The organism is Rhizobium sp. BK049, from assembly GCF_014193135.1.
In the GTDB taxonomy this organism is placed as follows: Bacteria; Pseudomonadota; Alphaproteobacteria; order Rhizobiales; family Rhizobiaceae; genus Rhizobium.
In genome coordinates, this window is record NZ_JACHYV010000046.1 from 1 (window position 1) to 25,468 (window position 25,468).

A 25,468-nucleotide genomic window follows, 5' to 3' on the forward strand; every position below is an offset into this window, starting at 1 on the left:
ATCTTCGTCGTCCCTGTCTTGGATACGAACCCCAAGGTTCCTGCAACCACACGGGCCAGATGAAGAGCCGGTTGCGATCCTGCTCCCCACAGCCCAAAACGGCTAAGAAGGTGACGATCCGACAACCAGCTGCCGGGCGGGCGGCCACCCGCCCGGCAAGCATCAATATCCTACATTTTGCGCATCCAAGAAGGTGCCGGCAGGCGGATGAGGGGCCGCCCGTCGCGCCAACCAGAGAGCAATTGCACCAACATAACGAATCACGACGCCGCCTCCGGCAGCATTTCTTTGTGGCGACGTGACGCTGCTCGCAAAGATTTGAAAGCGGAACCTATTGGTCTAATATAAAGCTCCAACGGTAAGGGTGGCCAAAGCGCTGCCGATCGGGCGAGACAAGAATGCCGGTGCGAAACCAGGGCGACAATCCTTCGGCAGAACCCCCAGCAGCCACCGAGGCTGCCAAGGGGCGGTGCCCGTCCGGCTTCTTCGGCGGGCTTTCGGGCAAGCTGCTCTGGCTCACCGTCGTCTTCATCATGCTCGCCGAGATCCTGATTTTCTTTCCCTCTGTCGCCAGCATGCGGATGCGCTGGCTGCAGGACAGGCTGAACACGGCCGCCGCCGCCGCCATCGTCATCGACGGGCTGCAGCCGATCGAGCTGCCGCGCGCTCTGCAGAAGGAAACGCTGGAGGCGACCGGCACCAAGGCGATCGTACTGCGCAAGGAAGGCACTTCGCGGCTGTTGGCAACGACTGACATGCCGACCTCCGTCGACGAATCCTATGACCTCACCGACGTGCCGCCGCTGACGGCGATCCGCGACGCGCTCGACACCCTGGTTTTCGGCGGCAGCAGGATGATCCGCGTCTATGGCCCGGTTGGTGAAAACAAGATCGGCGTCGAGGTTGTCATGAAGGATCGGCCGCTGCGCACGGCGATGTTCGCCTATTCCCGCAACGTGCTGCTGCTGTCGGTGCTGATCTCGCTTTTCACCGCGACGCTGATCTTCTTTGCGATCAACCGCATTCTGATCGGCCCGATTCGCCGGCTGACCGGCAGCATGCAGCAATTCTCCTCCGATCCCGAGAATCCGGCCCATATCTATATCGGCGACGGCGGCCGGGACGAGCTGGCGGTGGCCGGCCGCAATCTCACCTCGATGCAGATGGAGCTGCAGAAGACGCTGAAGCAGCAGAAGAACCTTGCCGCTCTTGGCCTCGCCGTTTCAAAGATCAATCACGATATGCGCAATATTCTGGCTTCCGCGCAGCTGATGTCGGACCGGCTCGTCGATGTCGATGATCCGATGGTCAAGAGCTTCGCGCCGAAGCTGCTGCGCACCATCGACCGCGCGGTCGGTTATACGACGGAGGTGCTGTCCTACGGCAAGGCGAGCGAATCGGCGCCGCGCCGCCGCCATGTTCGGCTGCTGGGACTGACACAGGACGTCAAGGATATGCTGGCGATCGATCCGCAAAGCGGCATCGAGTTTGTCGAACAGTTCGCTGCCGATCTCGAGGTCGATGCCGACGGCGAGCAACTGTTCCGGGTCATTCACAATCTCTGCCGCAACGCCCTGCAGGCGCTGACTTCGCCGGGCGAGGGCGGCCCCGGCGCCATCAGGCGCATCACCGTTTCCGCCCAGCGTGTCGGCAGCGTCGTCAGCATCACGGTGGACGATACCGGTCCCGGCATGCCGCTGAAGGCGCGCCAGAACCTGTTTGCCGCCTTTCGCGGCTCGGCCCGTTCCGGCGGCACCGGCCTCGGCCTGACCATCGCCCGCGAATTGGTGCTCGCTCATGGCGGCACGATCGCGCTGGTGGAAAAGCCGACGGTCGGCACCCAGTTCCGCATCGAGATCCCCGATCGCCCGGTTTCACTGGATGATTACCGCAATCGGACACAGGGTGAGAAGTGACGGGAGTTTCGCCGGAGCGTGGCCGTTGCAGACAAAGAGCGATTTTTTCAGAAATGCTCTTGCAATGTCCGAAAGGACCCTTTAGAGGATCGCCCACGCAAGCGGCGCCGCCGCTTCTGCCACGCACCCGTAGCTCAGCTGGATAGAGCACCAGACTACGAATCTGGGGGTCAGGAGTTCGAATCTCTTCGGGTGCGCCATTCTTTCACTTCATTTGATACCTCCTGTTTTGGAAAATCGGTTCCGAATATCAAAGGCGTTTCCCGCCTCAGGCAGGCCTAAATCATTTCCAGCCTATCGCACCCGCGAGCTTTGCACGACCCGGCCAAGCCGAGGAATTGCTCTGCTGGCCTGATCCCGTCGCAGTTCATTGGCGCGCTGCAGCTAGTGGACATTGGCCATTTGTCGCGCGGGCGCTTCGGCGGCTTTTCCAGGAATGCACTCGCAGCGGCGGGACGGTTGGCCGCCGGAATATCTGACGACGGTGCGCTGGAACGGGGCACGTCGCCTCATTCCTTGATGGGGATCCCGGCTTCGATCGCCGCTTCGACGAACGCCTGCCGCGCCTCTTCCCGGCTCCGTTTCCCGGATATGACATCGGCGCAAACCGCACACGCCCTGTCGAGCGCAGGCCCCTCTTCGGTCGGCCAGTCTTCAATCAGCGCCCATGTGGCTGCCTGGGTCGTCTGGATGACGACCCATTGATCCGGCCCCTCAAGGGCAAGCGTCACCGGCTTCTTCCATAGGGTTTGCATAATGCAGGATCTCCGCTGCGTTTTCTCAGTCACCTGCTCGCCTAGGGCAATTGTTCCGGCGTGTCGAGACGCCGTCTCTACGAGACGTTTTCTGGAGCGGTGAGCTGCTTTACTGAAACGCCGGAATATTTATTTCCAGCCGCCGCTTCTCGTCGGCCGCTGCCGTCTTTGCCGCAAAGCAGCAAGGCAAAAGCTATTGAGCGTTCGGATGCTCTCTCTCATAGTCTTCCCTTTCTTTCTTGCCGAACACGGCGGAGTAAAAGCCGCTGCAAACCAGATATGAGCACTCATCCGGATTGCCCGTTTGCCATCCCGGCTGGCAGAGGACGACGCGATGGAATTTGGCATTGCAAAGCCCGTGGTTTGCCAGAAGCCGCGGATCGTTTCCGAAATACGCGCTTATGGCTTTCTCGCGAGTCCATGCGGGAACGACTTTCCAATCAGCGGCGCCGCCCTCAGCGCTCACATTGCCGGTCGCACAGAACGACCAATTCGATATGGTGATCGGTTGATCGCAGGGAAAAGCTTGGACGGCGCTTCCCAGCAAGAGCGAAATCAATGCCAGCAATCGCTTGCTGTAACCTACCATGCTCTTTTCCCTCATGCAGATCATTCGCATCCTGTCCTCCACGCCCAGCAACTGCCTGTCTCCATGACGGGGATCAGGTTGAATCCAAATTCCTAAGATTATTTTCCTAGTTCTTGAAACGTTCTTACGCTAGATTGCTCGCCGTTGCAACCATGGAATGTTGAATGTCAAAGAATTTTGTAGTGATTGGCGCTGTGGGCGCTTGGCCCAGTCTTTCCCTCTGCATGCGGGAAAAAACGAGTTCTTCTGTTGGTCGCCTGAAGGACGTGCTCGGAGCTGAGGCGAGGGGCTGATGGCGGTATTCAACTCTCGTGACAAGAGCCGCACCAAACCTCGCTACGGGATCCCGAAATCCGCCCGCTTCGGGATTCCGAAATTCGCCGCGCTTCGTGAGCTTTTCGGCTGAGTGGAAACGCAATGATTTCAATGCCGCAGCCTATTTCGGGATTCCGAAGTGCTATATAGATTTTGGCGGGGGTTCCCGCCATGGCGCGTGATGACCGTCCTCGGTCGGAAGCGGCATTGGTTTTCCCGCATGCCTAGCTTCGCGCAACCTTCCTGATGTATCCGCAGGCCTGATGATCTCGGAGGAACGCATGACGGTGGGAATTTTTCGGGCTCTGGCGGTTCTCGCGACAATGGCCGCCCTTACCGGCTGCGTCGACCATGCGAACGCGCCGGTGCTTTTGCCCATCGGCGTGCCGGTTAATCCGCCTGCCGTCGCCCAGGGCATCTGCGTAACCGACGGCAACGCGATGTATGACGAGGCGAAGAAGCAGTATCATCTGCGCGCCCAGTTGACCGGCTATGCCGAGGCCGATGCGCTGGAAGAGGAAACGACGGCGCGCGCCGCTGCCCATCGCCAATATGTCGCCTGCCTGTCCGCCCAGGGTTACCGGGCTTTATACGCGAATTGAGAACAGAGAATTCGCATTCTTAGCCAGCGCCCCCTGGCGCCATTCTTGCTGTTGCGACTTTCACGTTTTCTCGCGAAAAACTCACGCGGGATCGCCTGCAATCACGAGTTTTGGAAACTGTGCGTGCGCGCGGAACTGCGCACTTCGGAGAGGCATTTTCCTGGGATAAATCCACGAAGGAGGGTTTATCATGAAGATGTTCAATATTGTCCGTTCCGCCGTCGCGCTCAGCGTGCCTCTCGTCCTCGCGCCGATCGGCCAAGCTGAAGCCGCTCCCGTTCAAACGGTGCGGCCGCCCGATATTTCCTACGTAAAAACCGTGCAGTATAGGCCGCATCCCGGTCTTTGGCACGGCTATCGCGGCTTCCGAACGGAGCGCCCCGGCACCCGCCGTCACTCCGAGGGCTACTGGTATCCGCTTGCCGCTTTCGGTGTCGAGGCCGGCGCCACCGGCTCCATCATCCGCCAGACGGTGAACAGACCAGCGGCTCCGACGATGTGCAACCTTACGTTTGCAGGATCGATCGGTCCCGGCAGCATGCCCTGCGATAACGGCTATTGAGCCGGCAAATGAAAGGGGCGGCGCGAGCCGCCTTTTTCCTGTTTCGGGCGCCGCTCACATGTTCGTGACATCTATTGCGTTGCGGTAGATTGTGACAGATTCGCTTCCTACCTCCTCGGCGCAAATTCAGCTGATCCTCCCAAGGAGATGACAATGATCACGACGTTCAAGAGCGGCGTGGCGGCCGCAGCCCTCGGTGCGATGCTCGGCCTTTCCTGCGTGGCGGCGCAAGCGGCTCCTCTCCAGTCGAGCGCGACGCAGCAGGACTCGGCCAAGCAGCAGGTTGTCCAGGATGAGACCCGCGTGCAGCACGACAGGAGCACGACCGGTTCGATTGATGAAGGCAGTTCGAAGGGCATGGCCTCGCCCTACATGATGAACCCGAAAAAGCCGCTGAACATGGATTGCAAGCTCGGCTTCAACCCGACGAGCAGCTCCGGCTGCAACTATTAACCGGGCGCTTTGCGGTGGCGACCAGGCCGCCGCGGTGAGGGGCGGCTTCCCGGCCGCCCTTTTTCACCGCAGAGGACGGCGCTCGCTATGTCAAAGCCGCCGCAGATGCAAAAATGCCGGACGCCGGTAGGAAAAGAGGTGGGAAATGCCGGCTCACAAGGGCGATTGACGTCTCTGCCTTGGAATTGCCATGCTGGCCGCGATGGTCGCATTCATAATCAATTGAATTTCAGACAGGTGGGACAGTCATGACCGCAAAGGCTGCATGCTCGGATTTCCTGCATTTTTTCCGCTCCTGGATCAGCAATCCGCTTCGGGTGGCCGCCATCGCGCCATCTGGTGATTCCCTGGCCAGGATCATGACCAGCGAAATTGCGGAGCTCGACGGTCCAATCATCGAGCTCGGCCCGGGCACGGGCGTCTTCACCCGGGCGCTGCTCGCCCGCGGCATCAGCGAGGCGGATCTGACGCTGATCGAATACGGCCCGGAATTCATCGATGCGCTGCAGACGCGGTTCCCGGCGGCGCGGATATTGCAAATGGACGCAGCCCACCTTGCCCAGGCCGATATTTTCGAGGGAGAACCGGTCGGCGCCGTCATTAGCGGCCTGCCGCTTCTGTCCATGTCGCCGCGCAAGATCGCCTCGATCCTTGCCGGCGTCTTCACCTATATGCGCCCGGGCGGGGCGGTCTATCAATTTACCTATGGTCCGCGCTGTCCGGTGCCGCGGCCGATCCTCGACCGCCTCGGCCTGAAGGCGGTGCGCATCGGCGGTACGGTTCGCAACCTGCCGCCGGCCTCCGTCTACCGGATCTCGCGCCGCAAGCCGCTGGAACTCTCGCGCGAACGTCTGAGATTCCGTGACGCGGAGATCGAAGTGGCCGCCTTTTCCGGCGAATCGGCCGGCTGAACGCGGCACCGGCTGAGCGGAAGCGACAGGCTTCGACGCAGCCCGGCCGATATATCCCCGCATGCGGCAGCCGGTCGAGGGACGATGTTTCGGGCTCTCCCTGTTATCCCCGCGGACCCGTCCTATATCTGCAAGCGTCGCAGCGGCCGCATGTCCGATATCGCCGCGGCGGCCGGGTCATCACCATGCCGGGCATCACCAGACACGGCAGACATTCAGAACCGAAACCATCTTCGCCAGTTCGGCATCCCCGCGCCGGTGAAACGAGCGGCTTCGGCCAATTCAACGACATTGAACGATTTTATTGACCAAGAGAGGAAAGATCATGTCCAGTCACAACGCAGCCAAGTCAGGCACCTTCAGGATCGGCGGCGAGATCGAGGTCAATCGTCTCGGTTTCGGCGCCATGCGCGTTACCGGTAAAGGAATCTGGGGTGAGCCCGACGACCATGCCGAGTCCATCCGGACGCTGAAGCGCCTGCCGGAGCTTGGCGTCAATTTCATCGATACGGCCGATTCCTACGGCCCCGATGTCTCCGAGTGGCTGATCAAGGAGGCGCTGCATCCCTATGGCGCCGGATCCGTCATCGCCACCAAGGGCGGCCTGACCCGCCACGGTCCCGACATCTGGCTGCCCGTCGGCCGCCCGGAATATCTGATCCAGCAGGCGCATAAGAGCCTGCGCAATCTCGGCGTCGAGCAGATCGACCTGTGGCAGCTTCACCGCATCGATCCGAAGGTGCCGGCCAAGGAGCAGTTCGACGCGATCCGGTCGCTGCTCGATGCCGGCCTCATCCGCCATGCGGGTCTGAGCGAAGTCTCCGTCGCCGAAATCGAGGCGGCCTCGAAGCACTTCAAGGTCGCCACCGTCCAGAACCGCTACAATCTGGTCGATCGCACCAGTGAAGACGTGGTCGATTATTGCGCAAAGCACAATATCGGCTTCATCCCGTGGTATCCGCTCGCCGCCGGCGATCTCGCCCAATCAGGCTCGCTGCTTGATACGATCGCCAGGAAGCACAATGCCGCCCCCAGCCAGATCGCGCTCGCCTGGGTGCTGAAGCGCAGCCCGGTGATGCTGCCGATTCCCGGCACGTCAAAGGTCAAGCACTTGGAAGAAAACGTCGCGGCGGTGGACATCACGCTGTCGGATGAGGAATTCGTGGCGCTGGACGCCGAGGGCCGGAAGGTCTTCAAGGCGGCTTGAGGGGCAATGCAAGCTTGCGGCGGCGGCTGCGTTTCGCCGCATGGCCGCCCCTCACCCTAACCCTTACCTGGGCGAGCCACTGGTCTCGACCCGTCCTGCAGACCCCCGTAAAACGGGGCGAGGGGACGTGCCCTGCAAGAGGTTGGCGAGGGACGGAGAGGTCGCGGCATATTCCCTTTGCCCGCGGGGAGAATGTGGCGGCAGCCGGAAGGGGCTGCCGCCACTGACCGATCTTTAGTCAAAATTTTGACCAGCCGGTCAAACATGCTGCAAAATGAGGCGTCCGCCTGTCATTTTCTGGGCAAGCATTGCGCTTAATGCATTGCTGCATTGCGGTAATTTCGCTATTCCCGATCAAAAGAATGGGGTATCACTATCTTCGTAAGCAGCGCACTCCTCCTCCCAAGCGCTCTTACATCGGACCGACAGCACTCCTCCTCCCAGTTGTCGGTCAGGATCAAGAGCCTGGCGCACCTCCTCCCGCGCCAGGCTCTTTTCTTTTTCCCAATACCATTTCGCACGGGCCTGCTTTCCGCGTGCGGTTTGACTCGACAGCCTTCGCCGGACTATTTGAACATGTGCCGTCCGTCCGGCGCGTGAACCGGTTGGAGTTTGTTCATGATCGGCAAATGGCGCGGCACGCGTGCGGCTCTGGCAGGGCTTCTGATTGCAACGATGGTGCTCGCCGGCTGCGGCGGCAGGCCGGTCGGGGTGATGCAGGCGGCCGGCGCCGTGCCGCCGGGCACGTCGAAGGTCGATCTCCTGGTGGCGACGACGCGCGCTGCCGATGACAATCCGGCCGTGCTTTTCTCCGGCGAACGCGGCACCGGGCTCGCCGTCAACGCCGTCGATGTCTCGATCCCGCCGGAAGCCAATCGCAAGATCGGTCAGGTGCAATGGCCGAAGCGGCTGCCGGCCGATCCGCTCCGTGACTTCGTCACCGTTTCCGTCGATCCGCTCGAGGGCGAGCGGGCAGGCGAGAGCTGGCTGAAGAGCCATATGCCGAAGAGCCGCCGCGTGCTCGTCTTCGTGCACGGCTTCAACAACCGCTATGAGGACGCGGTCTATCGCTTCGCGCAGATCGTCCACGATTCACGTGCCGACGTCGCCCCCGTCGTCTTCACCTGGCCGTCGCGCGCCAGCATCTTCGATTATAATTACGACAAGGAAAGCACCAACTATTCCCGCGATGCGCTGGAGGAGCTGCTGACTCGCACCGCCGCCAATCCGGCCGTCGGCGACGTCACCGTCATGGCTCATTCGATGGGCACCTGGCTGACCGTCGAAGCACTCCGGCAGATGGCGATTCGCAACGGTCAGGTCGCGTCGAAGATCAACAATGTCATCCTTGCATCGCCTGATCTCGACGTCGACGTCTTCGGCCGTCAGTTCATGAGCCTCGGCAAGGATAAGCCGCATTTCACCATCTTCGTCTCCAGGGATGATCGGGCGCTGGCGCTGTCGCGGCGCATCTCCGGCAATGTCGACCGGCTCGGCCAGATCGATCCCTCCGCCGAGCCCTATCGCAGCAAGCTGGAGGCGGCCGGCATCACCGTGCTCGATCTCACCAAGCTCAAGGGTGGCGACAGGCTGAACCACGGGAAATTCGCCGAAAGCCCTGAAGTGGTGAAGCTGATCGGCGACCGGCTGATCGCCGGCCAGACGATCACCGATTCCAATGTCGGTCTCGGCGAGGCGGTCGGTGCGGTGGCGATGGGGGCTGCCCAGACCGCCGGAAGTGCCGTCAGCGTCGCCGTCAGCACGCCGATCGCGATCTTCGATCCGCGCACCCGGCGCAATTACGATGCGCAGCTGAAGCGGCTCGGCCAGTCGATGGACAATACCGTCGGTTCGGTCGGCGACAGCGTCGGCGCCGGCCTGCCCGAAAGCCGGTAAAAATTCGTAGGCAGCACCGCCGATCTGATATATCAGGTTGGCGAACGGCAATGCTGTCTGCCGTGCAGGTGGGTTGATCGCATGACGGATGAGACGAAGAAGAAGGTGGTCGTCGTGGGCGCAGGCGTGATCGGCGCCTCGATCGCTTTCGATTTGCAGCGGCGCGGATTTCAGGTCACGCTGATCGATAAGGGTGAGCCCGGGCGCGGCACCTCTTTCGGCAATATGGCGAGCATCGCGCTCGATTTCGCCGCCGGCTCCGGCCCGTCGACCTGGAAGAAGATTCCCGGCTGGCTGCTCGACCCCGAAGGCCCGGTCTGGCTGCGGCCATCCTATGCAGCGCGGATGCTGCCCTGGTTCCTGCGCTTCCTCGCGGCCGGCCGGCCTTCGCGGCTCCGGGAAATCGAGGATGCCGGCATGAGCCTGTCGCTGCGGGCGCTCGGCGATTTCAGGGAGATGCTGCAGGCGATCGGCGCGTCCGAGCTGATGACGGAGGAGGGCTGTCTCGCCATTTACGAGACCGAGGCGGAATTTGCCGCAGACCGTGGCCATCTTGCCATGATGCAGCGCTACGGCCTCGAATTCGAGGTCTTGAGCAATGGCGCCATCCAATATCATGAGCCGGCCCTTTCGCCTGTCATCGCCAAGGCCGTGCTGCTGCCGGACAACAAGTCGATCCGCGATCCCTATAGGCTGGTCGTCAGGCTGACTGACGCAGCCATCGCCGCGGGCGCAGCCTTCGCCTCCGGCGCTGTGAGCAACATCGAGCGCAAGGGCGATGGCACGGTTGTCGTCGTCCTCGATGACGGACGTCGGATCGAGGCCGCTTTCGTGGTGCTCGCCGCCGGCGTCCACACCCGTTTCCTCGCCGCAAAACTCGGCGAACCGATTCCGCTCGAGACCGAGCGCGGCTATCACACGCAGATCATGAAGCCGGGCATTTCAATGCGCTATTCAGTGATCTGGCCTCATCGCGCCTTTATGGTGACCCCGACGGCCGGCGGCATCCGCGTCGGCGGCAATGTCGAACTGGCCGGCCTCGACGCCGCGCCCGATTTCCGCCGTCCGCGCGTGCTGGTGCGGCACGCCCAGCGGGCGCTTCCGGGTCTGAAGGTCGAGGAGGCGACGGAGTGGATGGGCCATCGCCCGGCCTTGCCCGATACGATCCCCATCATTTCGCCGTCCTCGAAAATGCCGGAGGTTTTCTATGCGACCGGTCATGGCCATCTCGGCTTGACATATGCCGCAACGACAGCGCGGTTGATCGGCGATATGGTGAGCAGAGCAAAACCGTCGGTCGATATGACCCCGTTCCGCATAGACCGATACTGATTGAGAGCAATTCCAGGAAAAGTGTGAAGCGGTTTTCCCAGGCAAAGCGGAACGCGATTTTGCCGGGAATTGCATTAAAACAAAGTTGGAACCGAGTCGGCGGCGTCAGCCGTCACGCCCGAACTGGAGTTTCGAGATGAGATGGAAGCGCACGATACAGCTGCTGGACGTTCATGCCGAGGGCGAGATCGGCCGCGTCGCGATCGGCGGCGTTCCGAAGATTCCCGGCGAAACCATCGCTGCGCAGCTGCACTGGCTGAACACCGATCCGAAAGGCGACGAGCTCCGCCGCTTTCTCTGCCTGGAGCCGCGCGGTGCCCCGATCGGCTCGGTCAACCTGCTGCTGCCGGCAAGGCACCCCGACGCCGACGCCGCCTTCATCATCCTGCAGCCCGATCAGGCACATGCCAGCTCCGGTTCGAATTCGATCTGCGTGACGACGGCGCTTCTCGAATCCGGCATCGTCGAGATGAAGGAGCCTGAGACGATCGTGACGCTGGAGACCGCCGCCGGCCTCGTCAAGGCGACGGCGACCTGCCATGACGGGCGCTGCGAGAAGGTCAGGCTCACCATGGTGCCCTCCTTCGTCCATGAGCTCGACGTCGAGATCGACACGCCGCATTGGGGAAAGATCAAAGCCGATCTCTGCTATGGCGGCATCTTCTATGCCCTCGTCGATGTCGGCCAGATCAATCTGACGATCGAGAAGGCCAATGCGGCCGGCCTCGTTCAGGCCGGCATGATCCTGAAAGAGCTGATCAATCGCGACATCAAGGTCGTCCACCCCGAAATTCCGGCAATCTCGGGCGTCGCCTATGTGATGTTCCGCGACACCGAGGCCGATGGCACGGTGCGCACCTGCACCACCATGTGGCCGGGCCGCGCCGACCGCTCGCCCTGCGGCACCGGCAATTCCGCCAATCTCGCCACCCTTTATGCCCGCGGCAAGGCCAAGGTCGGCGACGTCTTCACCTCGAAATCGATCATCGGCTCGGAGTTCGAGGTTGGCCTGCAGGCAGTGACCGAGGTCGCCGGCCGCCCGGCGGTCATCCCCACCATCACCGGCCGCGGCTTCACCTTCGGCCTCACCCAGGTCGCGCTCGATCCCTTCGACCCGCATCCCGGCGGCTTCGCCCTGACGGACGTCTGGGGGCCGTCGGCAGGGGAGATTTGACCGTTCGAGCGGTGCCGAATGTGCGGTGGCTCCAGACGGTTTGCGCCAGGGTCTAGAGCGGGTCTGGCGGAGCCGCATGCCACCCTCCATCACCGACGTCCCGAGGGAGCCGTTGGCAAGCGAGAACTTCTTGTCTCAACTTGCCACCGGAAGAGAACCCACTTTGCCGCCCATCAGCGACGTTGGGCTATCCTGGCGCTGATCTGGTCTGCGGCAAGGCTCTCGGCCGGCGCCGGCCTGCCAAGCAGGTAGCCTTGGCCGATGTCGCAGCCGAGATCCTGGAGCCGTTGAAGTTGGCTTTCCTCTTCGATGCCTTCGGCCGTTATCGTCACGCCGAGGCCCGCGCCGAGAGCGATAATAGCCTTGATCACCTTGTCCTGCTTGTCGTTCGTTTCGAATGAAGCGACGAAACTCCTGTCGATCTTGATCTTGTCGAACCGGTAGTTGGAGAGCTGCGAGAGGCTGGAATAGCCCGTACCGAAGTCGTCGAGAGCAATCCGGACGCCGGCGTTCACCAGATCGTCGAGGACGATCCGTGCGGTGGCGGCATCCTGGATGATGGCGCTCTCCGTCACCTCCAGCTCGATCCTATGCGCAGGCAGACCGACATCGCCCAATATCTTCAGAATCCTGAGGCCCAGCAACCGGTCGCTCAGCTGGATCGGAGACAGGTTGAACGACAGGACCAGATGATTTGGCCAGGAAAGCGCATCGCCACAGGCGTGGCGCAGCAGTTGGTCGGTCAGGTCGACGATCAGACCGGCCTCTTCCGCCACGGGGATGAACTCGTTCGGCGGGATGAATTCGCCGGATGCCGTCTTCCAGCGCGCCAGCGCTTCGAAACCGATAATCTCCTTCGTCTTCAGGTCGACGAGAGGTTGGTAATACGGGACGATCTCAGCATTCTTGATGGCGGCTCGCAGATCCGCTTCCACCCGGATCCGCTTGGCCAGCTCCTCCTGCATCGAAGGGACAAAGGACTTCACCAGATTGCGCCCCTGCTTTTTCGCCACATACATCGCACAGTCCGAATGGCGAATGACCTGGCTTAGATCGTCGCCGTTTTCAGGGTGGAGCGCGAGGCCGACACTGGCGCCAAGATCGACGGCGACGCCATTGAATGTGAAGGGCTTGCTGATCGCGCTCACGATGCGGTTTCCCAAAGCGACTAGATCGGCATTTCCGGTGCGCCGCGCCAGAACGACGAACTCGTCGCCGCCAAGGCGGAAAATGCGATCACGCGGAAAGAGGGAAGAAAGCCGCTGAGCGACGGCCTTCAGCACCGCATCGCCGTGATCGTGCCCGAGGAGGTCGTTGATCTTCTTGAAACCGTCGAGATCGATGCTGAACACGGCATAGCTTTCCTGCGCCCGTTGATCGATCATCGACTGCGCGCAGACGGATTCCAGAAATCTGCGGTTAGGTAGTTCGGTTAGCGTGTCGTGACAGGCAATCCAGTCCACGTTCTTTTCGGCCTGCAGCCTGCGGTCAACCTCTATCGAGAGATCCCGGATTCTCAGCGCCGAGTAGATCAGCCCGAGAAAGCCGGACATATTGAGGGCAAGCAGCGCGTGGTCCAGTGGAAAGTCATGATGCTTTTCGATGAACTCATCCAGCCCCTCATGCCATTGGAAGCGCCAGGACAGGCAGAAGAGAAGCAGGAAGCACGAGAGCCAGGCCAGGATCTCCATCTGCGGTCTGGTGGGTCGGACGCGAGGCATATGAACAGGCTCCTGGTGTGTGAAGAGCCATCATGGCCAGCTCGGAAGACCGCATCGTCCCCGACCTTATTCCGATCGACGACCTGTCGCCGAATGCCGGCATCGGCGGCGCCGAAGACTGCCACGACTCATAGGGTGGAGCCAAGGGCATCGGCAATTCGATCACTGGCCAGACTGCGGGCATTCGTAAATCCGGATTTCAGTGTGGTCTTCGAAGATTAATGGCGCGTTTCCGCGGCGAAGGTTTGGGCGTTTCGCTGCGCGCAACGGATATCTTCGTCGCAAATTGGATTCAGCTCAGTGCGCTCGACGCCGAGATCGACGTGCTACATCTTGACCCTCAAAGGCCGCCGGGAAGTGGAGGTGACCCGGCTCGCCGAATTCAGGCGGCATCCCGAATGTCGAAGCGGACCACCTTGCCGTCCCGAAACCGGAACACGTGCCCGATCGTCTTCTCTCCTTCGAGCGGTTGGCCTTGCAGGTCACGGACCGACTGCCGGACGTCGGCAATGATTGCGCCGTCCGCTGTCCGGTGAAAACCGACCGGCTGGACGTGGGGATCGATCATCGACCACTGACGCGTCCAATATTCCCGCACCGCCTCGCGCCCATGGACGTGGCCGCCATCCATGCCGTTGGCCCAGACGACATCCTCGGCCAGCGCTGCCAGCACGGCGTCTATGTCGCGTTCGTTGAAGCGCTCGTAGATGTGCTGGAGAATTTTGATATCGTCGTCCATTGCTTTCTCCTTGCAGAGGTGCGGGGTTGCGATCGAGCCCCGCTTCGCGACGAACCATTTCGGTCATTGCTCCGGGCGTCAACGAGTTTCAAAGCTCTGCCTCCCGCAGCAGCGCGTTCAGGCGGGCCGTCCATTCCGTGTTGCTATCTCTGAACGGAGCAAGTGCATCGCCGGCAGCTTCGGGAAGATCGCGTGCCGCGGCAGCAAGGCGGTGAGCCTGCTGGCGGTGTCCCGCGGCCGCGTGGCAGCATGCCTGGATGCGCAGCAGCGCCGGCCAGTCGGGCCGCGCTTTCAGCGCCCGGCGTCCGGTATCGAGCGCGCCCTCGACGTCGCCGGAAAAAAACAATGCCAGTATCAGCAGGCTGAACCAGACGCCGTTCTGCGGATCGTGCGGATTGAGCTCGAGGCCGTGCCCCAATGGCTTGCGCGCCCCGGCAGCGTCGCCCGAAAAAAGCCGAGCCATGCCGAGGACGAGATGCCCCAGGGCGAAGCTCGAACCGAGTTCGATGGATCGTTCCGCCGCCAGGATCGCCTGCTCGGCCCTGCCCGTATAGGCCGAGACGATCGCCAGCCCGTAGTGCGAATAGGGGTTGCGCGCATCGAGATAGATCGCCCGCAGCGCCGCATCCAGTCCTTCCTTCCCGTCTGCGGCGGGGTTTTCCGTCCAGCCGTAGGCGATGAGGCCGGCATTGACCCGCGCCCGCCAGATCTGCGCCTCCGGAAGCATGGGATCGAGCTCGGCGGCCTCGCGGAAGAAGCGCCGTGCGAGAAGGTGGGTGGGTTGCGTCACCTTGTGAAACTGGAACATGCCTTGCCGCACGAGATCCCAGGCAGTGATGTTGCCGGTGTGCGGAGCGATCGGAAGCCCGTGGCGCAACAGCAGTTCGGGCTCGATCGCTGCTGCGATCCGCTCGGCAATGGCGTCCTGCACGGCAAATAGCTCGGCCAGTTGAAGATCGTAATGCTCGGACCAGACGGTGGCGCCCTTCGGGGCGTCCGCGAGGTGCACCGATATCCGGATCCGATCGCCGGTATGCCGGATGGCTCCCTCCACCAGAAAATCGACCCCGAGTTCCAGCGCGACAGACCTCGGGTCCCCGGAACCATTCCTCCTGGCGAAGCTTGCCCCGCGTGAGGCGACGCGGAACCATCTGAGCCGGGCGAGCGCCATGATCAGGTCGTCGGCAATGCCTTCGGCCAGATACTGTCTCTCCACATCGCCGCCGAGATTTTCAAACGGCAGGACGGCGATCGCGGGCACCGACCCGGTTTGTGCGTGCCAGCCGCTCTCGGCTGTCTCGCTCCGCGTCTCCACCGAATCTGTACCCCACCCGTGGAACCGTGACGATCCATTCGCTTCCGTCCAATGTAGGTCCGAGGAGCTTGCGAAGGGCAGCAATCTGAACGGAAAGATTGCTTTCCTCGACGGCCAATCCCGGCCAGACCGCATCCATCAATTCCGGCTTCGAGACCACACCCCCCTTTGCCGACAGCAGAACGCCAAGCAGGTTGGCGCCGCGGGCGCCGATGGCGACAGGCCTGTTGTCGCGGAGCAGGCATCCGTTCTCGGCAATGAATTCGAAGCGGCCGAATACAAGGTGCGGGGGTTTCATGGCGGGAATGATACGCCGATTTCGCAGCTTTTCGGAATTTTTCGGCTTCGCTTCAGGACTTGCGGCGGCTGAGCGCGCAGAGTGGCTCCATCGCAGTGGTCGAAGTGGTGAGAGCGATGATCAAGGAAGCAACGCAACCGAAAGAGTCTGAAGCATTCCTCGCCAAGGTCATCCGCGCCGGCGGCAGTCATGTCGCCAGGCAGGGATCGGTCTATTGCTCCGGCGTCTCAGCTGAAAGCGCTGGGTCAACCATGCTGTGGCTCGGGACGATTTCGCTGCCCGCGGGGCGGCGAACCGGCGCCCATCGCCATGAGGGACACGAGACGGCTCTCTTGATGATCGCAGGTCGGGAGATCGAGATCTGGTCGGGGGCAGCACTTGAACGATGCGAAACGGTCCGCCCTGGCGATTACCTGTTTATTCCGGCCGGCGTTCCGCATGTCGCCGTCAACCGCTGTAGCGAGGACGCCGAGTTCCTCGGCGCCCGCAACGACGCAGCCGCGAATGAAAGCGTCGTTCTGATGCCGGAGCTCGACGAGATCGTACCGTGATGCATGTCGCTTCGGAACTGTCCGGCGGTTCCCAGCGCAAAGCCGCCTCAGGCTTTGGCGCGGCATGCTCCAATCACACCGGGAGGTGCATTATGGCCATTATCGAACAACGGCTGGCCGGAATGGGGCTGGAGTTGCCCGAGCCTTTGAAGGTTCGCGACGGACTGCGCTTGCCCTTCACCTGGGTTCGCCTGCGCGGCACCCGCGCTTACATCTCGGGCCACGTCGCATGCAACCGCGACGGAACATTGGCAAATCCGCTTGGCAAGGTTGGCGCCGAGGTTTCGCCGGAGGAGGGTTACGCGTCGGCGCGGCTCGTTGCGCTCGCCCATCTCGCCAGTCTCAAGCGGGCCGTCGGGGACCTCGATCGGGTCACGGCATGGCTTCGCGTCTTCGCCATGGTCAACGTCGCTCCTGGCTTCAACGAGACGCCGCTGGTCACCAACGGCTATTCCGATCTGATCCTCGAGCTGTACGGGCCTGACGTCGGCGCCCACGCCCGCTCGTCCATCGGCATGGCCATCCCTTTGAATGCGCCGGTAAACTGCGAAGCGGAAGTCGAAATCGACGGGTGACGGAAGCGCACCGACCCTTTAGTAGACGAACGGATCGACCTCGCCCGGCTGAGCGCCTGCCTCCTTCGGATAGATCACGCCCTTGCGCAGGATGATGTTGGCATAGAGCCTGGGCTCACTGGTCTGGATCAGCGCATGGGCGGCCCGCACCCGACCGTAGAAATCCTGGCCGACCAGCGGCACCACCTGACGGTGCGGTTCGTGACGGGCGCAGCAGTCGATCATCTCCTCATGCACCGGATCGAGCTTGTCGCGCTCGGCCTTGACGGTCGAGCGGAAGATCGCTTCCGGCACGAAATCGTCGATCGGCAGCACGCTGAGCACGGCATTGAGCACAGGGATGAGATGGTGGCCGTCGAGCCGGATCAGCCGGCGCGCATGTTCGACGCCGGGATAATTGCCGTCGACGATGGCGATTTCGTCGCCATGGCCCATGGCCCGAAGTGTTGCGAGCAATTCCGGGCTCAAGAGCGGATCAAGTCCCTTCAGCATGGTCTACCTCCTTGAAGAGTACGTTCTGGTCGGTGAGATAGCGCGCAAAGATCGGCAGGCTGGCGCCGCCGATGGCGCGTGCCTGCGCGCCGACCGCGCCCTCGATGATTTCGGGCATGACAACGCCCTGCAGGTCGAGCTTGGCGGCTTCGTCGATCGTCGCCTGCACGATGCGGCTGCGCACCCAATGGGGAAAGCCGCCGTCGATGACGGCTGCGCTGAAATCGACGATCGAGGCGGCGGCGACGATCGCCTGGGCGAGCGCCTTGGCGCTGTCCTGGATCCACGCCTCCATCGGCTCGCCGAAATCCACCCAGTCGTCGGCGGAATACCACAGCGGTTCGGGATCGATGCCGCGCTCGCGCAGCATATTTTCCAAGACGAAGATCGAGGCGATTTCGAGCAGCTGCTTGGTCTCGCCGTTCCGGTCGCGCACCGGCAGCGGTCCGATCGCGCCCGCCGTGCCGGTACGGCCAGAAAAGATCGACGAATTCAGGACGATGCCGCCGCCGATGAAGGAACCGATGAAGAAATAGACGAAATCAGGATAGGAGGGTCCGACGCCGAAGACGAGTTCCGCGCCGCAGGCGCTGGTCGCATCGTTCTGCAGGAAAACGGGATGGGAGACGCGCGCGGCGATATCGGCCTGCAGGTCGACATCGCGCCAGACTTCCATGGCGCCCGGCGGCGCTCCCACCTCATCGGCCCAGTTCCAGAGTTCGAAAGGGGCGGCGATGCCGAGGCCGGCGACGCGGCCGCGCTGCTTTTCGTCGAGCTTGTCTTCGATCTCGCGGATGCCCGAGGTGACAAAGGCGAGGATTTCATGCGGCAGCGGATAGGCATAGGTCCGGTGCAGCTGCATCCGGATGCGGCCGACGAAATCCATCAGCACCAGATCGGCGCTGCGCCGGCCGATCTTCAGGCCGAAGGAATAGACGGCGTCGGGATTGAGATGCATCGGGATCGATGGCTGGCCGACCCGGCCGCGCACAGGCGCGCCGCGCGACAGCAGCCCTTCCTTTTCCAGCACCCGCATGATGACCGAGACGGTCTGGGCCGAAAGCCCGCTGCGGCGCGCGATATCGGCCTTCGACAACGCACCGTAGAGGCGCACCAGCGACAGTACGAGCCGCTCGTTATAGGCTCGCACCCTGACCTGGTTCGCGCCGCCGGCCGGATTTAGAATCGGCGGCGGGACCGGCGTGTGTTCCGGTCCTTCCAAAGACGACATGGCCGCTCCTCCCGAGCGTTCGCCTCCTGCATTTTCCCCATCAGAGACGATTTAAGAAACCTGCAGCGGCTCAAAGCGGTAGGGCGTCCCCTGCGCGCCGGAGACACGGCGCTGGACACCCTAATTCCATCGAGCATGCCACATCGAATTAATAATTCAATTGGATTTATTTATTGACAAGCGGATTTCTTTCGCTCTTAATTGCCATCGTCAAGGACACCGACGGCTCTGGAGCGACAGCGACTGAGCGAAGTGTCATATTTTGAAAATTCCGGCCCGCAGGGGCGGCGCCGGCAAACTCTGGGAGGAGTTCATGAAGAAATCAGTTCTCGCTTTTGGCGCGCTCGCGCTCGGTGTCGCTTTTTCTGCTCCGGCGATGGCGGCTGACGTTTCCGCCTGCCTCATCACCAAGACCGACACCAACCCCTTCTTCGTCAAGATGAAGGAAGGTGCGACGGCTAAGGCCAAGGAACTCGGCGTTTCGCTGAAGTCCTATGCCGGCAAGATCGATGGTGACAGCGAAAGCCAGGTCGCAGCGATTGAAAGCTGCATCGCCGACGGCGCCAAGGGTATTCTGCTGACGGCCTCCGACACCAAGGGCATCGTGCCGGCTGTCAAGAAGGCCCGCGACGCCGGCCTGCTGGTGATCGCGCTCGACACGCCGCTCGAGCCAGCCGATGCCGCCGACGCCACCTTCGCCACCGACAACCTGCTCGCCGGCAAACTGATCGGCCAGTGGGCCAAGGAAACCCTCGGCGACAAGGCCAAGGACGCCAAGGTCGGCTTCCTCGACCTGACGCCGTCGCAGCCGACAGTCGACGTTCTGCGCGACCAGGGCTTCATGATGGGCTTCGGCATCGACCCGAAGAACCCGGACAAGATCGGCGACGAAGACGACAAGCGCATCGTCGGCCATGACGTGACGAACGGCAACGAGGAAGGCGGCCGCAAGGCCATGGAAAACCTTCTGCAGAAGGATCCGAGCATCAACGTCATCCACACGATCAACGAGCCGGCCGCTGTCGGCGCTTATCAGGCGCTGAAGGCCGTCGGCATGGAAAAGAACGTGCTGATCGTCTCGGTCGACGGCGGCTGCCCGGGCGTCAAGTCGGTCAAGGAAGGCGTCATCGGCGCGACCTCGCAGCAATATCCGCTGCTGATGGCGTCGCTCGGCATCGAGGCGATCAAGAAGTTCGCCGACTCGGGTGAAAAGCCGAAGCCGACCGAAGGCAAGTCCTTCTTCGATACCGGCGTCTCGCTCGTCACCGACAAGCCGGTTCCCGGCCTCAAGTCGATCGACACCAAAGAAGGCACGGACAAGTGCTGGGGCTGAGCCCCGCTTGATTGAAAGCGCACCGGCCGGGGCTTGATCCCCGGCCGTTTTAGACGGACGATGTGCCGTCGCCCACCGGCTAAGCAACGAACGGATCAACAGGGGTGACGGCCTCCGCGCGGGTTCGGCGCGCGGATGCGGAGGAGGAACCATGACCGGAGCACAGGAATTCGAACGCGTCCTCGACGGCAGCGACAAGAACGTCGCCTCCTTCGAGCACCAGGGCGTCCCGCTGATCAAGCGCGCCCAGCACTTTCTGCACTCGACACCGGCCGCCGTGCCGCTGATCGTACTCGTACTGGCGATCATCATCTTCGGAATAGCGCTCGGCGGGCGTTTCTTCTCGTCATACACATTGACGCTGATCCTGCAGCAGATCGCCATCGTTGGCATTCTCGGCGCCGCCCAGACGCTGGTCATCCTGACGGCCGGCATCGATCTGTCGATCGGCGTCATCATGGTGATTTCAGCCGTCATCATGGGCAATGTCGCCATCACCTACGGCATCCCGACGCCGATAGCGGTGATTGGAGGCCTGCTGGTCGGCGGCCTGTGCGGACTGCTGAACGGCTTCCTCGTCGCCTTCATGAAGCTGCCGCCCTTTATCGTCACGCTCGGCACCTGGAATATCGTCATGGCGACGAATTTCATCTATTCCGCCAATGAGACGATCCGCGACACCGATGTCGACGAACAGGCGCCGCTGCTGCATCTTTTCGCCGCGAGCTTCAAGGTCGGCAGCGCCGTGCTCACCCTCGGCGTCATCGCCATGGTGCTGCTCGTCCTCCTGTTCTGGTACATCCTCAATCACACCGCCTGGGGCCGGCATGTCTATGCGGTCGGCGACGATCCGGAAGCGGCGAAGCTCTCCGGTATCCAGACGAAGAGGGTGCTGCTCACCGTCTATACGCTGTCGGGCGTCATCGCCGCCTTCGCCGCCTGGGTGTCGATCGGCCGCAACGGCTCAATCTCCCCGTCCTCGGCGGTGACCGACTATAACCTCCAGGCGATCACCGCGACCGTGATCGGCGGCATCTCGCTCTTCGGCGGCCGCGGTTCCATTCTCGGCACGCTGTTCGGGGCCATGATCGTCGGCGTCGTGTCGATGGGCCTGAACATGCTCGGCGCCGATCCGCAATGGAAAGTCCTCCTGACCGGCGTGCTGATCATTGCCGCCGTCGCCATCGATCAGTGGATCAGAAAGGTTTCGGTATGACCATGGCTGTCGAACCCATTCTCACCGCCCGCGGCCTCGTCAAGCGTTACGGACGCGTGACCGCGCTCGACAATGCCGATTTCGACCTCTACCCGGGTGAAATCCTTGCCGTCATCGGCGATAACGGCGCCGGCAAGTCGTCGCTGATCAAGGCGATTTCAGGCGCGGTCACCCCCGACGAGGGCGTGATCACGCTCGAAGGCAGGCAGGTGCATTTCCGCTCGCCGATGGAGGCGCGCGAAGCCGGCATCGAAACCGTCTACCAGAACCTTGCTCTGTCGCCGGCGCTATCGATTGCCGACAACATGTTCCTCGGCCGCGAGATCCGCAAGAAGGGCCCGCTCGGCTCGCTGTTACGCATGCTCGACCGTCCGGCCATGGAAAAGCTGGCGCGCAACAAGCTGTCGGAACTCGGGCTGATGACCATCCAGAACATCAACCAGGCGGTGGAAACGCTGTCCGGCGGTCAGCGCCAGGGCGTCGCGGTCGCCCGCGCCGCCGCCTTCGGCTCGAAGGTCATCATCATGGACGAACCGACGGCCGCCCTCGGCGTCAAGGAAAGCCGGCGCGTGCTGGAACTCATCCTCGACGTGCGCGCCCGCGGCCTGCCGATCGTGCTGATCTCCCACAACATGCCGCATGTCTTCGAGGTGGCCGACCGGATCCATATCCACCGTCTCGGCCGGCGGCTGACGGTGATCAATCCGAAGGAATACACCATGTCCGACGCCGTCGCCTTCATGACCGGCGCCAAGGCGGTGCCGACGGAGCCCGTTGCGGCATGAGCCTGCGCATCGACGACATCGCCGGCGAGGTGCTTTCCCGCGCCGGCGATGCCAAACGTTTCCTGATTGCCGTCGCCGGGCCGCCAGGAGCGGGCAAGTCGACCATGGCCGACAATCTGGCGGCGACGCTGAAAGCCAAAGGCGAAAGCGCCGCAGTCCTGCCGATGGACGGCTTCCACATGGACAATGCCATCCTCATCGAACGCGGCCTCTTGGCGCGCAAGGGCATTCCGGAAACTTTCGATGTCAGAGGCTTCCTCGATATCATCCGCGCCGTCCGCCGGGCCGACCAGGAGGTTCTGGCGCCGGTCTTCGACCGCTCCCGCGAACTCGCCATCGCTTCCGCCAGACCAATCAATCCCGAGGACCGCTTCATCATCGTCGAGGGCAATTATCTGCTCTTCACACAGGGTAAATGGGCCGAACTCGACGGCATCTTCGATTTTTCGATCATGCTGGCGCCGCCGATCGAGGTTCTCGAAGAGCGGCTCTGGGCGCGCTGGCGCGGTTACAATCTCAGCGAAGAAGCCGCCAGCGCCAAAGTCTACGGCAACGACCTGCCGAACGGCCGGCTGATCCTCGAAAACCGTCGCCCAGCCGACGTGACGCTGGAGATTGCGCTGGCGTGACGCCGACGCGATTGTTCATTTGATGTATGATGCATGCCGCCCGGACGTATTGAACGGCTCCCGGATCAGGATTTGCGTAAAGGGCGAAACGGCGTCGCAGGAAGCCGGTTTGACCCGCCGCGCTTTAGTGCTATCGAGGCGGCAGACGCATCGCTTCGGAGGCCTGCCATGCAATCGATCACCATCCGCCGTCCCGACGACTGGCACCTGCATCTGCGCGACGGCGCCATGCTGGAAGGCGTGATCGCCGATACGAGCCGCACCTTCGCCCGCGCCATCATCATGCCCAATCTGGTGCCGCCGGTCGTCACGTCAGCGGATGCGAAGGCCTATCGCGAGCGCATCCTCAAGGCGCTGCCGGACGGCCACCGTTTCCAGCCGCTGATGACGCTTTATCTCACCGAACATACCAGCCCCGACGATGTGGCGGAGGGTGCAAAGAGCGGCCTCATCACCGCCGTCAAGCTTTATCCCGCCGGCGCCACCACCAATTCGCATGGCGGTGTGCGTGACATGGAAAAGGCGATGCCGGTGCTCGAACGCATGGCCGAGATCGGCCTGCCGCTCTGCGTCCATGGCGAGGTGACGACGCCTGATGTCGACATTTTCGACCGCGAGGCCGTCTTCATCGACACCGTGCTCGATCCGCTGCGCCGGCGCCTGCCGGAGCTGAAGGTGACGATGGAGCATGTGACGACATCGGATGGCATCGATTACATCAGGGCGGCCAAACCAAATCTCGCCGGCTCGATCACCACCCACCACCTGATCATCAACCGCAACGCCATCCTCGTCGGCGGCATCCGCCCGCATTATTACTGCCTGCCGGTCGCCAAGCGCGAGAACCATCGGCTGGCGCTGCGCGCAGCCGCCGTAAGCGGCGATGCCCGCTTCTTCCTCGGCACCGATTCTGCCCCGCATGTCGATCCGCTGAAGGAATGCGCCTGCGGCTGCGCCGGCATCTACACCTCGATCAATACGATGAGCTGCCTTGCCCATGTCTTCGAGGAGGAAGGCGCTCTCGACAGGCTTGAAGCCTTCGCCTCGCTGAACGGACCGGCCTGGTATGGGCTGTCGCCGAACGAGGAACGCATCACGCTTTCCAAGCAGGCAGAGCCGGTTCTCTTTCCCGCTAAGATAGAAACCGGCGCCGGGCCGGTGACGGTTTTCGATCCTATGTTTCCCCTTCATTGGCAGGTGTTGGTCTAGGGACTCGCCTGCTGCGTTTTCTATTTCAAATAGAATATTCATTTTAAGTGCTGCGGTGACGTTAGGCGCGTAACATTTTCATTGTGCGGTGCATCATTTGTTAACGGATGCATAAGACATTCCTCTTCGCGGACCCCATAGCTGCCGATCGTCCGGCGCGACACCGCTGCGGAGACTGAAGAAGCATGATGCTTGACTACAACTCCCTTCTGTTGGCGCTCGGCATCTCCGCGGCCTGCCTGGCCGTAACCCTGATGGGCAGTTGGCTTGTGCGCCGGACCGAAACCGTGCTGCTCACCGCCACCATCGGTCTCGTCCTCGTTGTCAGCGGCATTTTTATCTACAGCGCCTATGTGAGCAGGCCTGATACAGGCTTCGCCATTGGCAGTTTCGTGCTGTTCCATGCCGGCTTTGCCACCATCTGGGGCGCGGGCAAACAGTTCCTGTCAGGTCGCCTGTCAATCCTTGCCATCGCCACCCGGGCGCTGGCGGCGATGGCTTTCTCCATCCTCCCGATGGTTGCCGGCTACGACGGCCTCGCCTTCATCGCCGACAATCTCGCCATCGCCCTGCTGCTGTTTGCCACCGCTCGGCAATATTGGCTCGCCCGCGTCGAAGCGCCGGCACCGCTCCTCGGAATTGCGGCACTCTATACGCTGACGGCAATCTCCTTCGTTCTCTGCGCCGCGGTGTTGATTGCAGACGGTCGGCTGGTGCTTGGCAAGGCCCCGAGCAACTGGGCGGAGGATCTGAGCCTTGCCGTTTGCATCGCCGGCATGACCGGGATCGGCGCGCTATCGCTGGCGCTGCATCAATGGCGGCTCGCCGCCCGCCATCGTCTCGAGGCGATCACCGATCCGCTGACGGGCCTGCTCAACCGCCGCGCCGTCTTCGATCAGTATGGCACGCGCCCGATGGGCACCACCTCGGCCGTCATCGTCTTCGATATCGATCATTTCAAATCGGTCAACGACCGCTATGGCCATGCGAGCGGCGACCGCGTGATCACCGTCTTCGCCGAGGAACTGACCGCCCATTGCCGCCCAGGCGATACCGCCGCGAGGCTCGGCGGTGAGGAATTCGCGATAGTGCTGAAGGAGATCATGCCCGGCCGGGCAGAACTGACGGCTGAGCGGATCCGCAGGGCCTTCGAGGCGCGAGAGATTCCAATCGACGGTGAGGTGTTGAGATGCACAGTGAGCGTCGGCGTTGCGCCCGGCCGGTCGACGCCGCTCGATTTCGACGCCATGCTGAGCGCCGCCGACAAGGCGCTCTACGCCGCCAAGCGCGGCGGCCGCAACCGGGTCGAGCTTGCCGGCTATCTCACTGCAGTTCCGGCCGAGGTGTCGCGCACCGCGTCTTGATTCCCGACTGCTCGGCAGACGCCGGCATGCCGCCTCGTCCTTCGAGGTCCCTGCGGGGCACCTCAGGGGCTCTCTTGGACGTGGCGCTTGTCGCTCAAGGCGCCGGAACGACGCGGATCAAGGCGGAAGCTGGAGACGGAACCCGAGCCATAACACTCTCCCGCGGCCCTCATCCCAAGCCGCGGCATCCTCCAACGCTCCTCATCCTTGTACGTTGCCGTTGGTGTATAAACGGGCTGCGCGACGGGGATGCGTGTCATCCTTGGGTTTCGAACTCGTGCCTCAGCGAGCATCTCCG

Annotated in this window: 23 protein-coding genes, 1 tRNA gene and 1 pseudogene; 18 read left to right on the forward strand and 7 right to left on the reverse strand. The window is 62.4% G+C overall.

Annotated elements, in window-relative coordinates; genetic code table 11:
* Positions 1 to 398: 398 nt before the first annotated feature.
* Together FHT70_RS28965 and FHT70_RS28970 are read left to right on the forward strand one after the other, a co-directional pair.
* On the forward strand, positions 399 to 1,916 hold the full coding sequence (locus FHT70_RS28965) for a HAMP domain-containing sensor histidine kinase (RefSeq protein WP_097599409.1): 1,518 nt from the start codon (positions 399 to 401) through the stop codon (positions 1,914 to 1,916).
* A 123-nt stretch (positions 1,917 to 2,039) separates the two neighbouring features.
* Positions 2,040 to 2,116 (forward strand) — tRNA-Arg (locus tag FHT70_RS28970).
* A 309-nt stretch (positions 2,117 to 2,425) separates the two neighbouring features.
* On the opposite strand, the gene FHT70_RS28975 is transcribed toward FHT70_RS28970, so the two are convergent.
* Together FHT70_RS28975 and FHT70_RS28980 are read right to left on the reverse strand one after the other, a co-directional pair.
* Positions 2,426 to 2,671, reverse strand: coding sequence for a DUF982 domain-containing protein (locus tag FHT70_RS28975; RefSeq protein WP_097599403.1), 246 nt, complete (start codon positions 2,669 to 2,671; stop codon positions 2,426 to 2,428).
* Positions 2,672 to 2,864: 193 nt separating this feature from the next.
* On the reverse strand, positions 2,865 to 3,290 hold the full coding sequence (locus tag FHT70_RS28980) for a hypothetical protein (RefSeq protein WP_183706626.1): 426 nt from the start codon (positions 3,288 to 3,290) through the stop codon (positions 2,865 to 2,867).
* Between the two features lie 566 nt (positions 3,291 to 3,856).
* Here FHT70_RS28980 and FHT70_RS28985 point away from each other — a divergent pair.
* From FHT70_RS28985 to FHT70_RS29020, 8 genes are all read left to right on the forward strand, one after another.
* Positions 3,857 to 4,177: a hypothetical protein gene (locus tag FHT70_RS28985; RefSeq protein WP_183706613.1), complete on the forward strand. Its 321-nt coding sequence runs from the start codon at positions 3,857 to 3,859 to the stop codon at positions 4,175 to 4,177.
* A gap of 190 nt (positions 4,178 to 4,367) precedes the next feature.
* The gene (locus FHT70_RS28990; protein ID WP_183706614.1) at positions 4,368 to 4,739 is read left to right on the forward strand and encodes a cell surface protein; all 372 of its coding nucleotides are present in this window, start codon (positions 4,368 to 4,370) and stop codon (positions 4,737 to 4,739) included.
* A gap of 153 nt (positions 4,740 to 4,892) precedes the next feature.
* Positions 4,893 to 5,192, forward strand: a complete 300-nt coding sequence (locus tag FHT70_RS28995) for a hypothetical protein (RefSeq protein WP_183706615.1) — start codon at positions 4,893 to 4,895, stop codon at positions 5,190 to 5,192.
* A gap of 248 nt (positions 5,193 to 5,440) precedes the next feature.
* Positions 5,441 to 6,103: a methyltransferase domain-containing protein gene (locus FHT70_RS29000; RefSeq protein ID WP_183706616.1), complete on the forward strand. Its 663-nt coding sequence runs from the start codon at positions 5,441 to 5,443 to the stop codon at positions 6,101 to 6,103.
* Positions 6,104 to 6,428: 325 nt separating this feature from the next.
* On the forward strand, positions 6,429 to 7,310 hold the full coding sequence (locus FHT70_RS29005; RefSeq protein ID WP_183706617.1) for an aldo/keto reductase: 882 nt from the start codon (positions 6,429 to 6,431) through the stop codon (positions 7,308 to 7,310).
* Between the two features lie 618 nt (positions 7,311 to 7,928).
* Complete coding sequence (locus FHT70_RS29010) at positions 7,929 to 9,206, forward strand: alpha/beta hydrolase (RefSeq protein ID WP_183706618.1); 1,278 nt, start codon at positions 7,929 to 7,931, stop codon at positions 9,204 to 9,206.
* An 81-nt stretch (positions 9,207 to 9,287) separates the two neighbouring features.
* Complete coding sequence (locus FHT70_RS29015) at positions 9,288 to 10,538, forward strand: FAD-dependent oxidoreductase (RefSeq protein ID WP_183706619.1); 1,251 nt, start codon at positions 9,288 to 9,290, stop codon at positions 10,536 to 10,538.
* Between the two features lie 136 nt (positions 10,539 to 10,674).
* Entirely contained in the window at positions 10,675 to 11,712 is a 1,038-nt protein-coding gene (locus FHT70_RS29020; RefSeq protein ID WP_183706620.1) for a 4-hydroxyproline epimerase, read from the forward strand.
* Positions 11,713 to 11,885: 173 nt separating this feature from the next.
* Here the strand turns inward: FHT70_RS29020 and FHT70_RS29025 are convergent, their stop codons facing one another.
* The 3 genes and pseudogenes from FHT70_RS29025 to FHT70_RS29035 form a co-directional block, all read right to left on the reverse strand.
* Entirely contained in the window at positions 11,886 to 13,433 is a 1,548-nt protein-coding gene (locus FHT70_RS29025; RefSeq protein WP_097599394.1) for an EAL domain-containing protein, read from the reverse strand.
* A gap of 382 nt (positions 13,434 to 13,815) precedes the next feature.
* Positions 13,816 to 14,172: a nuclear transport factor 2 family protein gene (locus tag FHT70_RS29030; protein ID WP_183706621.1), complete on the reverse strand. Its 357-nt coding sequence runs from the start codon at positions 14,170 to 14,172 to the stop codon at positions 13,816 to 13,818.
* Between the two features lie 88 nt (positions 14,173 to 14,260).
* Positions 14,261 to 15,785 (reverse strand): annotated as a pseudogene (locus tag FHT70_RS29035) (winged helix-turn-helix domain-containing protein).
* A gap of 116 nt (positions 15,786 to 15,901) precedes the next feature.
* On the opposite strand from FHT70_RS29035, the gene FHT70_RS29040 reads away from it, so the two are divergent.
* Both FHT70_RS29040 and FHT70_RS29045 read left to right on the forward strand, forming a co-directional pair.
* Positions 15,902 to 16,336, forward strand: a complete 435-nt coding sequence (locus FHT70_RS29040) for a cupin domain-containing protein (RefSeq protein WP_097599391.1) — start codon at positions 15,902 to 15,904, stop codon at positions 16,334 to 16,336.
* A gap of 92 nt (positions 16,337 to 16,428) precedes the next feature.
* Positions 16,429 to 16,911, forward strand: a complete 483-nt coding sequence (locus FHT70_RS29045; RefSeq protein WP_097599390.1) for a RidA family protein — start codon at positions 16,429 to 16,431, stop codon at positions 16,909 to 16,911.
* Between the two features lie 18 nt (positions 16,912 to 16,929).
* Here FHT70_RS29045 and FHT70_RS29050 read toward each other — a convergent pair whose 3' ends face one another.
* Together FHT70_RS29050 and FHT70_RS29055 are read right to left on the reverse strand one after the other, a co-directional pair.
* Complete coding sequence (locus FHT70_RS29050) at positions 16,930 to 17,403, reverse strand: RbsD/FucU domain-containing protein (RefSeq protein ID WP_097599558.1); 474 nt, start codon at positions 17,401 to 17,403, stop codon at positions 16,930 to 16,932.
* The gene (locus tag FHT70_RS29055) at positions 17,387 to 18,634 is read right to left on the reverse strand and encodes an ROK family transcriptional regulator (protein WP_183706622.1); all 1,248 of its coding nucleotides are present in this window, start codon (positions 18,632 to 18,634) and stop codon (positions 17,387 to 17,389) included. Before FHT70_RS29055 ends, FHT70_RS29050 begins: the two co-directional genes overlap by 17 nt.
* 313 nt (positions 18,635 to 18,947) lie before the next feature.
* On the opposite strand from FHT70_RS29055, the gene FHT70_RS29060 reads away from it, so the two are divergent.
* The 6 genes from FHT70_RS29060 (at position 18,948) to FHT70_RS29085 (ending at position 25,170) form a co-directional block, all read left to right on the forward strand.
* Positions 18,948 to 19,967 (forward strand): sugar ABC transporter substrate-binding protein, encoded by a 1,020-nt coding sequence (locus FHT70_RS29060; protein WP_085776787.1) that lies wholly within the window; start codon positions 18,948 to 18,950, stop codon positions 19,965 to 19,967.
* A gap of 151 nt (positions 19,968 to 20,118) precedes the next feature.
* On the forward strand, positions 20,119 to 21,183 hold the full coding sequence (locus tag FHT70_RS29065; protein ID WP_085776788.1) for an ABC transporter permease: 1,065 nt from the start codon (positions 20,119 to 20,121) through the stop codon (positions 21,181 to 21,183).
* Between the two features lie 2 nt (positions 21,184 to 21,185).
* Positions 21,186 to 21,968 (forward strand): ATP-binding cassette domain-containing protein, encoded by a 783-nt coding sequence (locus tag FHT70_RS29070; protein ID WP_183706627.1) that lies wholly within the window; start codon positions 21,186 to 21,188, stop codon positions 21,966 to 21,968.
* A complete protein-coding gene (locus FHT70_RS29075; RefSeq protein WP_183706623.1) occupies positions 21,965 to 22,597 on the forward strand; it encodes a nucleoside triphosphate hydrolase in 633 nt (210 codons plus the stop codon). The genes FHT70_RS29070 and FHT70_RS29075 overlap by 4 nt, the downstream gene beginning before the upstream one ends.
* 168 nt (positions 22,598 to 22,765) lie before the next feature.
* The gene (gene pyrC, locus FHT70_RS29080; RefSeq protein ID WP_183706624.1) at positions 22,766 to 23,806 is read left to right on the forward strand and encodes a dihydroorotase; all 1,041 of its coding nucleotides are present in this window, start codon (positions 22,766 to 22,768) and stop codon (positions 23,804 to 23,806) included.
* 185 nt (positions 23,807 to 23,991) lie between these two features.
* Positions 23,992 to 25,170: a GGDEF domain-containing protein gene (locus tag FHT70_RS29085; protein ID WP_183706625.1), complete on the forward strand. Its 1,179-nt coding sequence runs from the start codon at positions 23,992 to 23,994 to the stop codon at positions 25,168 to 25,170.
* The last annotated feature ends 298 nt before the right edge of the window (positions 25,171 to 25,468 follow it).

Coding starts and splice junctions, on each gene's coding strand:
- FHT70_RS28965 (WP_097599409.1), top strand. CDS start 399: ATGCCGGTGCGAAACCAGGGCGACAATCCTTCGGCAGAACCCCCAGCA.
- FHT70_RS28975 (WP_097599403.1), bottom strand. CDS start 2,671: ATGCAAACCCTATGGAAGAAGCCGGTGACGCTTGCCCTTGAGGGGCCG.
- FHT70_RS28980 (WP_183706626.1), bottom strand. CDS start 3,290: ATGCGAATGATCTGCATGAGGGAAAAGAGCATGGTAGGTTACAGCAAG.
- FHT70_RS28985 (WP_183706613.1), top strand. CDS start 3,857: ATGACGGTGGGAATTTTTCGGGCTCTGGCGGTTCTCGCGACAATGGCC.
- FHT70_RS28990 (WP_183706614.1), top strand. CDS start 4,368: ATGAAGATGTTCAATATTGTCCGTTCCGCCGTCGCGCTCAGCGTGCCT.
- FHT70_RS28995 (WP_183706615.1), top strand. CDS start 4,893: ATGATCACGACGTTCAAGAGCGGCGTGGCGGCCGCAGCCCTCGGTGCG.
- FHT70_RS29000 (WP_183706616.1), top strand. CDS start 5,441: ATGACCGCAAAGGCTGCATGCTCGGATTTCCTGCATTTTTTCCGCTCC.
- FHT70_RS29005 (WP_183706617.1), top strand. CDS start 6,429: ATGTCCAGTCACAACGCAGCCAAGTCAGGCACCTTCAGGATCGGCGGC.
- FHT70_RS29010 (WP_183706618.1), top strand. CDS start 7,929: ATGATCGGCAAATGGCGCGGCACGCGTGCGGCTCTGGCAGGGCTTCTG.
- FHT70_RS29015 (WP_183706619.1), top strand. CDS start 9,288: ATGACGGATGAGACGAAGAAGAAGGTGGTCGTCGTGGGCGCAGGCGTG.
- FHT70_RS29020 (WP_183706620.1), top strand. CDS start 10,675: ATGAGATGGAAGCGCACGATACAGCTGCTGGACGTTCATGCCGAGGGC.
- FHT70_RS29025 (WP_097599394.1), bottom strand. CDS start 13,433: ATGCCTCGCGTCCGACCCACCAGACCGCAGATGGAGATCCTGGCCTGG.
- FHT70_RS29030 (WP_183706621.1), bottom strand. CDS start 14,172: ATGGACGACGATATCAAAATTCTCCAGCACATCTACGAGCGCTTCAAC.
- FHT70_RS29040 (WP_097599391.1), top strand. CDS start 15,902: ATGATCAAGGAAGCAACGCAACCGAAAGAGTCTGAAGCATTCCTCGCC.
- FHT70_RS29045 (WP_097599390.1), top strand. CDS start 16,429: ATGGCCATTATCGAACAACGGCTGGCCGGAATGGGGCTGGAGTTGCCC.
- FHT70_RS29050 (WP_097599558.1), bottom strand. CDS start 17,403: ATGCTGAAGGGACTTGATCCGCTCTTGAGCCCGGAATTGCTCGCAACA.
- FHT70_RS29055 (WP_183706622.1), bottom strand. CDS start 18,634: ATGTCGTCTTTGGAAGGACCGGAACACACGCCGGTCCCGCCGCCGATT.
- FHT70_RS29060 (WP_085776787.1), top strand. CDS start 18,948: ATGAAGAAATCAGTTCTCGCTTTTGGCGCGCTCGCGCTCGGTGTCGCT.
- FHT70_RS29065 (WP_085776788.1), top strand. CDS start 20,119: ATGACCGGAGCACAGGAATTCGAACGCGTCCTCGACGGCAGCGACAAG.
- FHT70_RS29070 (WP_183706627.1), top strand. CDS start 21,186: ATGGCTGTCGAACCCATTCTCACCGCCCGCGGCCTCGTCAAGCGTTAC.
- FHT70_RS29075 (WP_183706623.1), top strand. CDS start 21,965: ATGAGCCTGCGCATCGACGACATCGCCGGCGAGGTGCTTTCCCGCGCC.
- pyrC (WP_183706624.1), top strand. CDS start 22,766: ATGCAATCGATCACCATCCGCCGTCCCGACGACTGGCACCTGCATCTG.
- FHT70_RS29085 (WP_183706625.1), top strand. CDS start 23,992: ATGATGCTTGACTACAACTCCCTTCTGTTGGCGCTCGGCATCTCCGCG.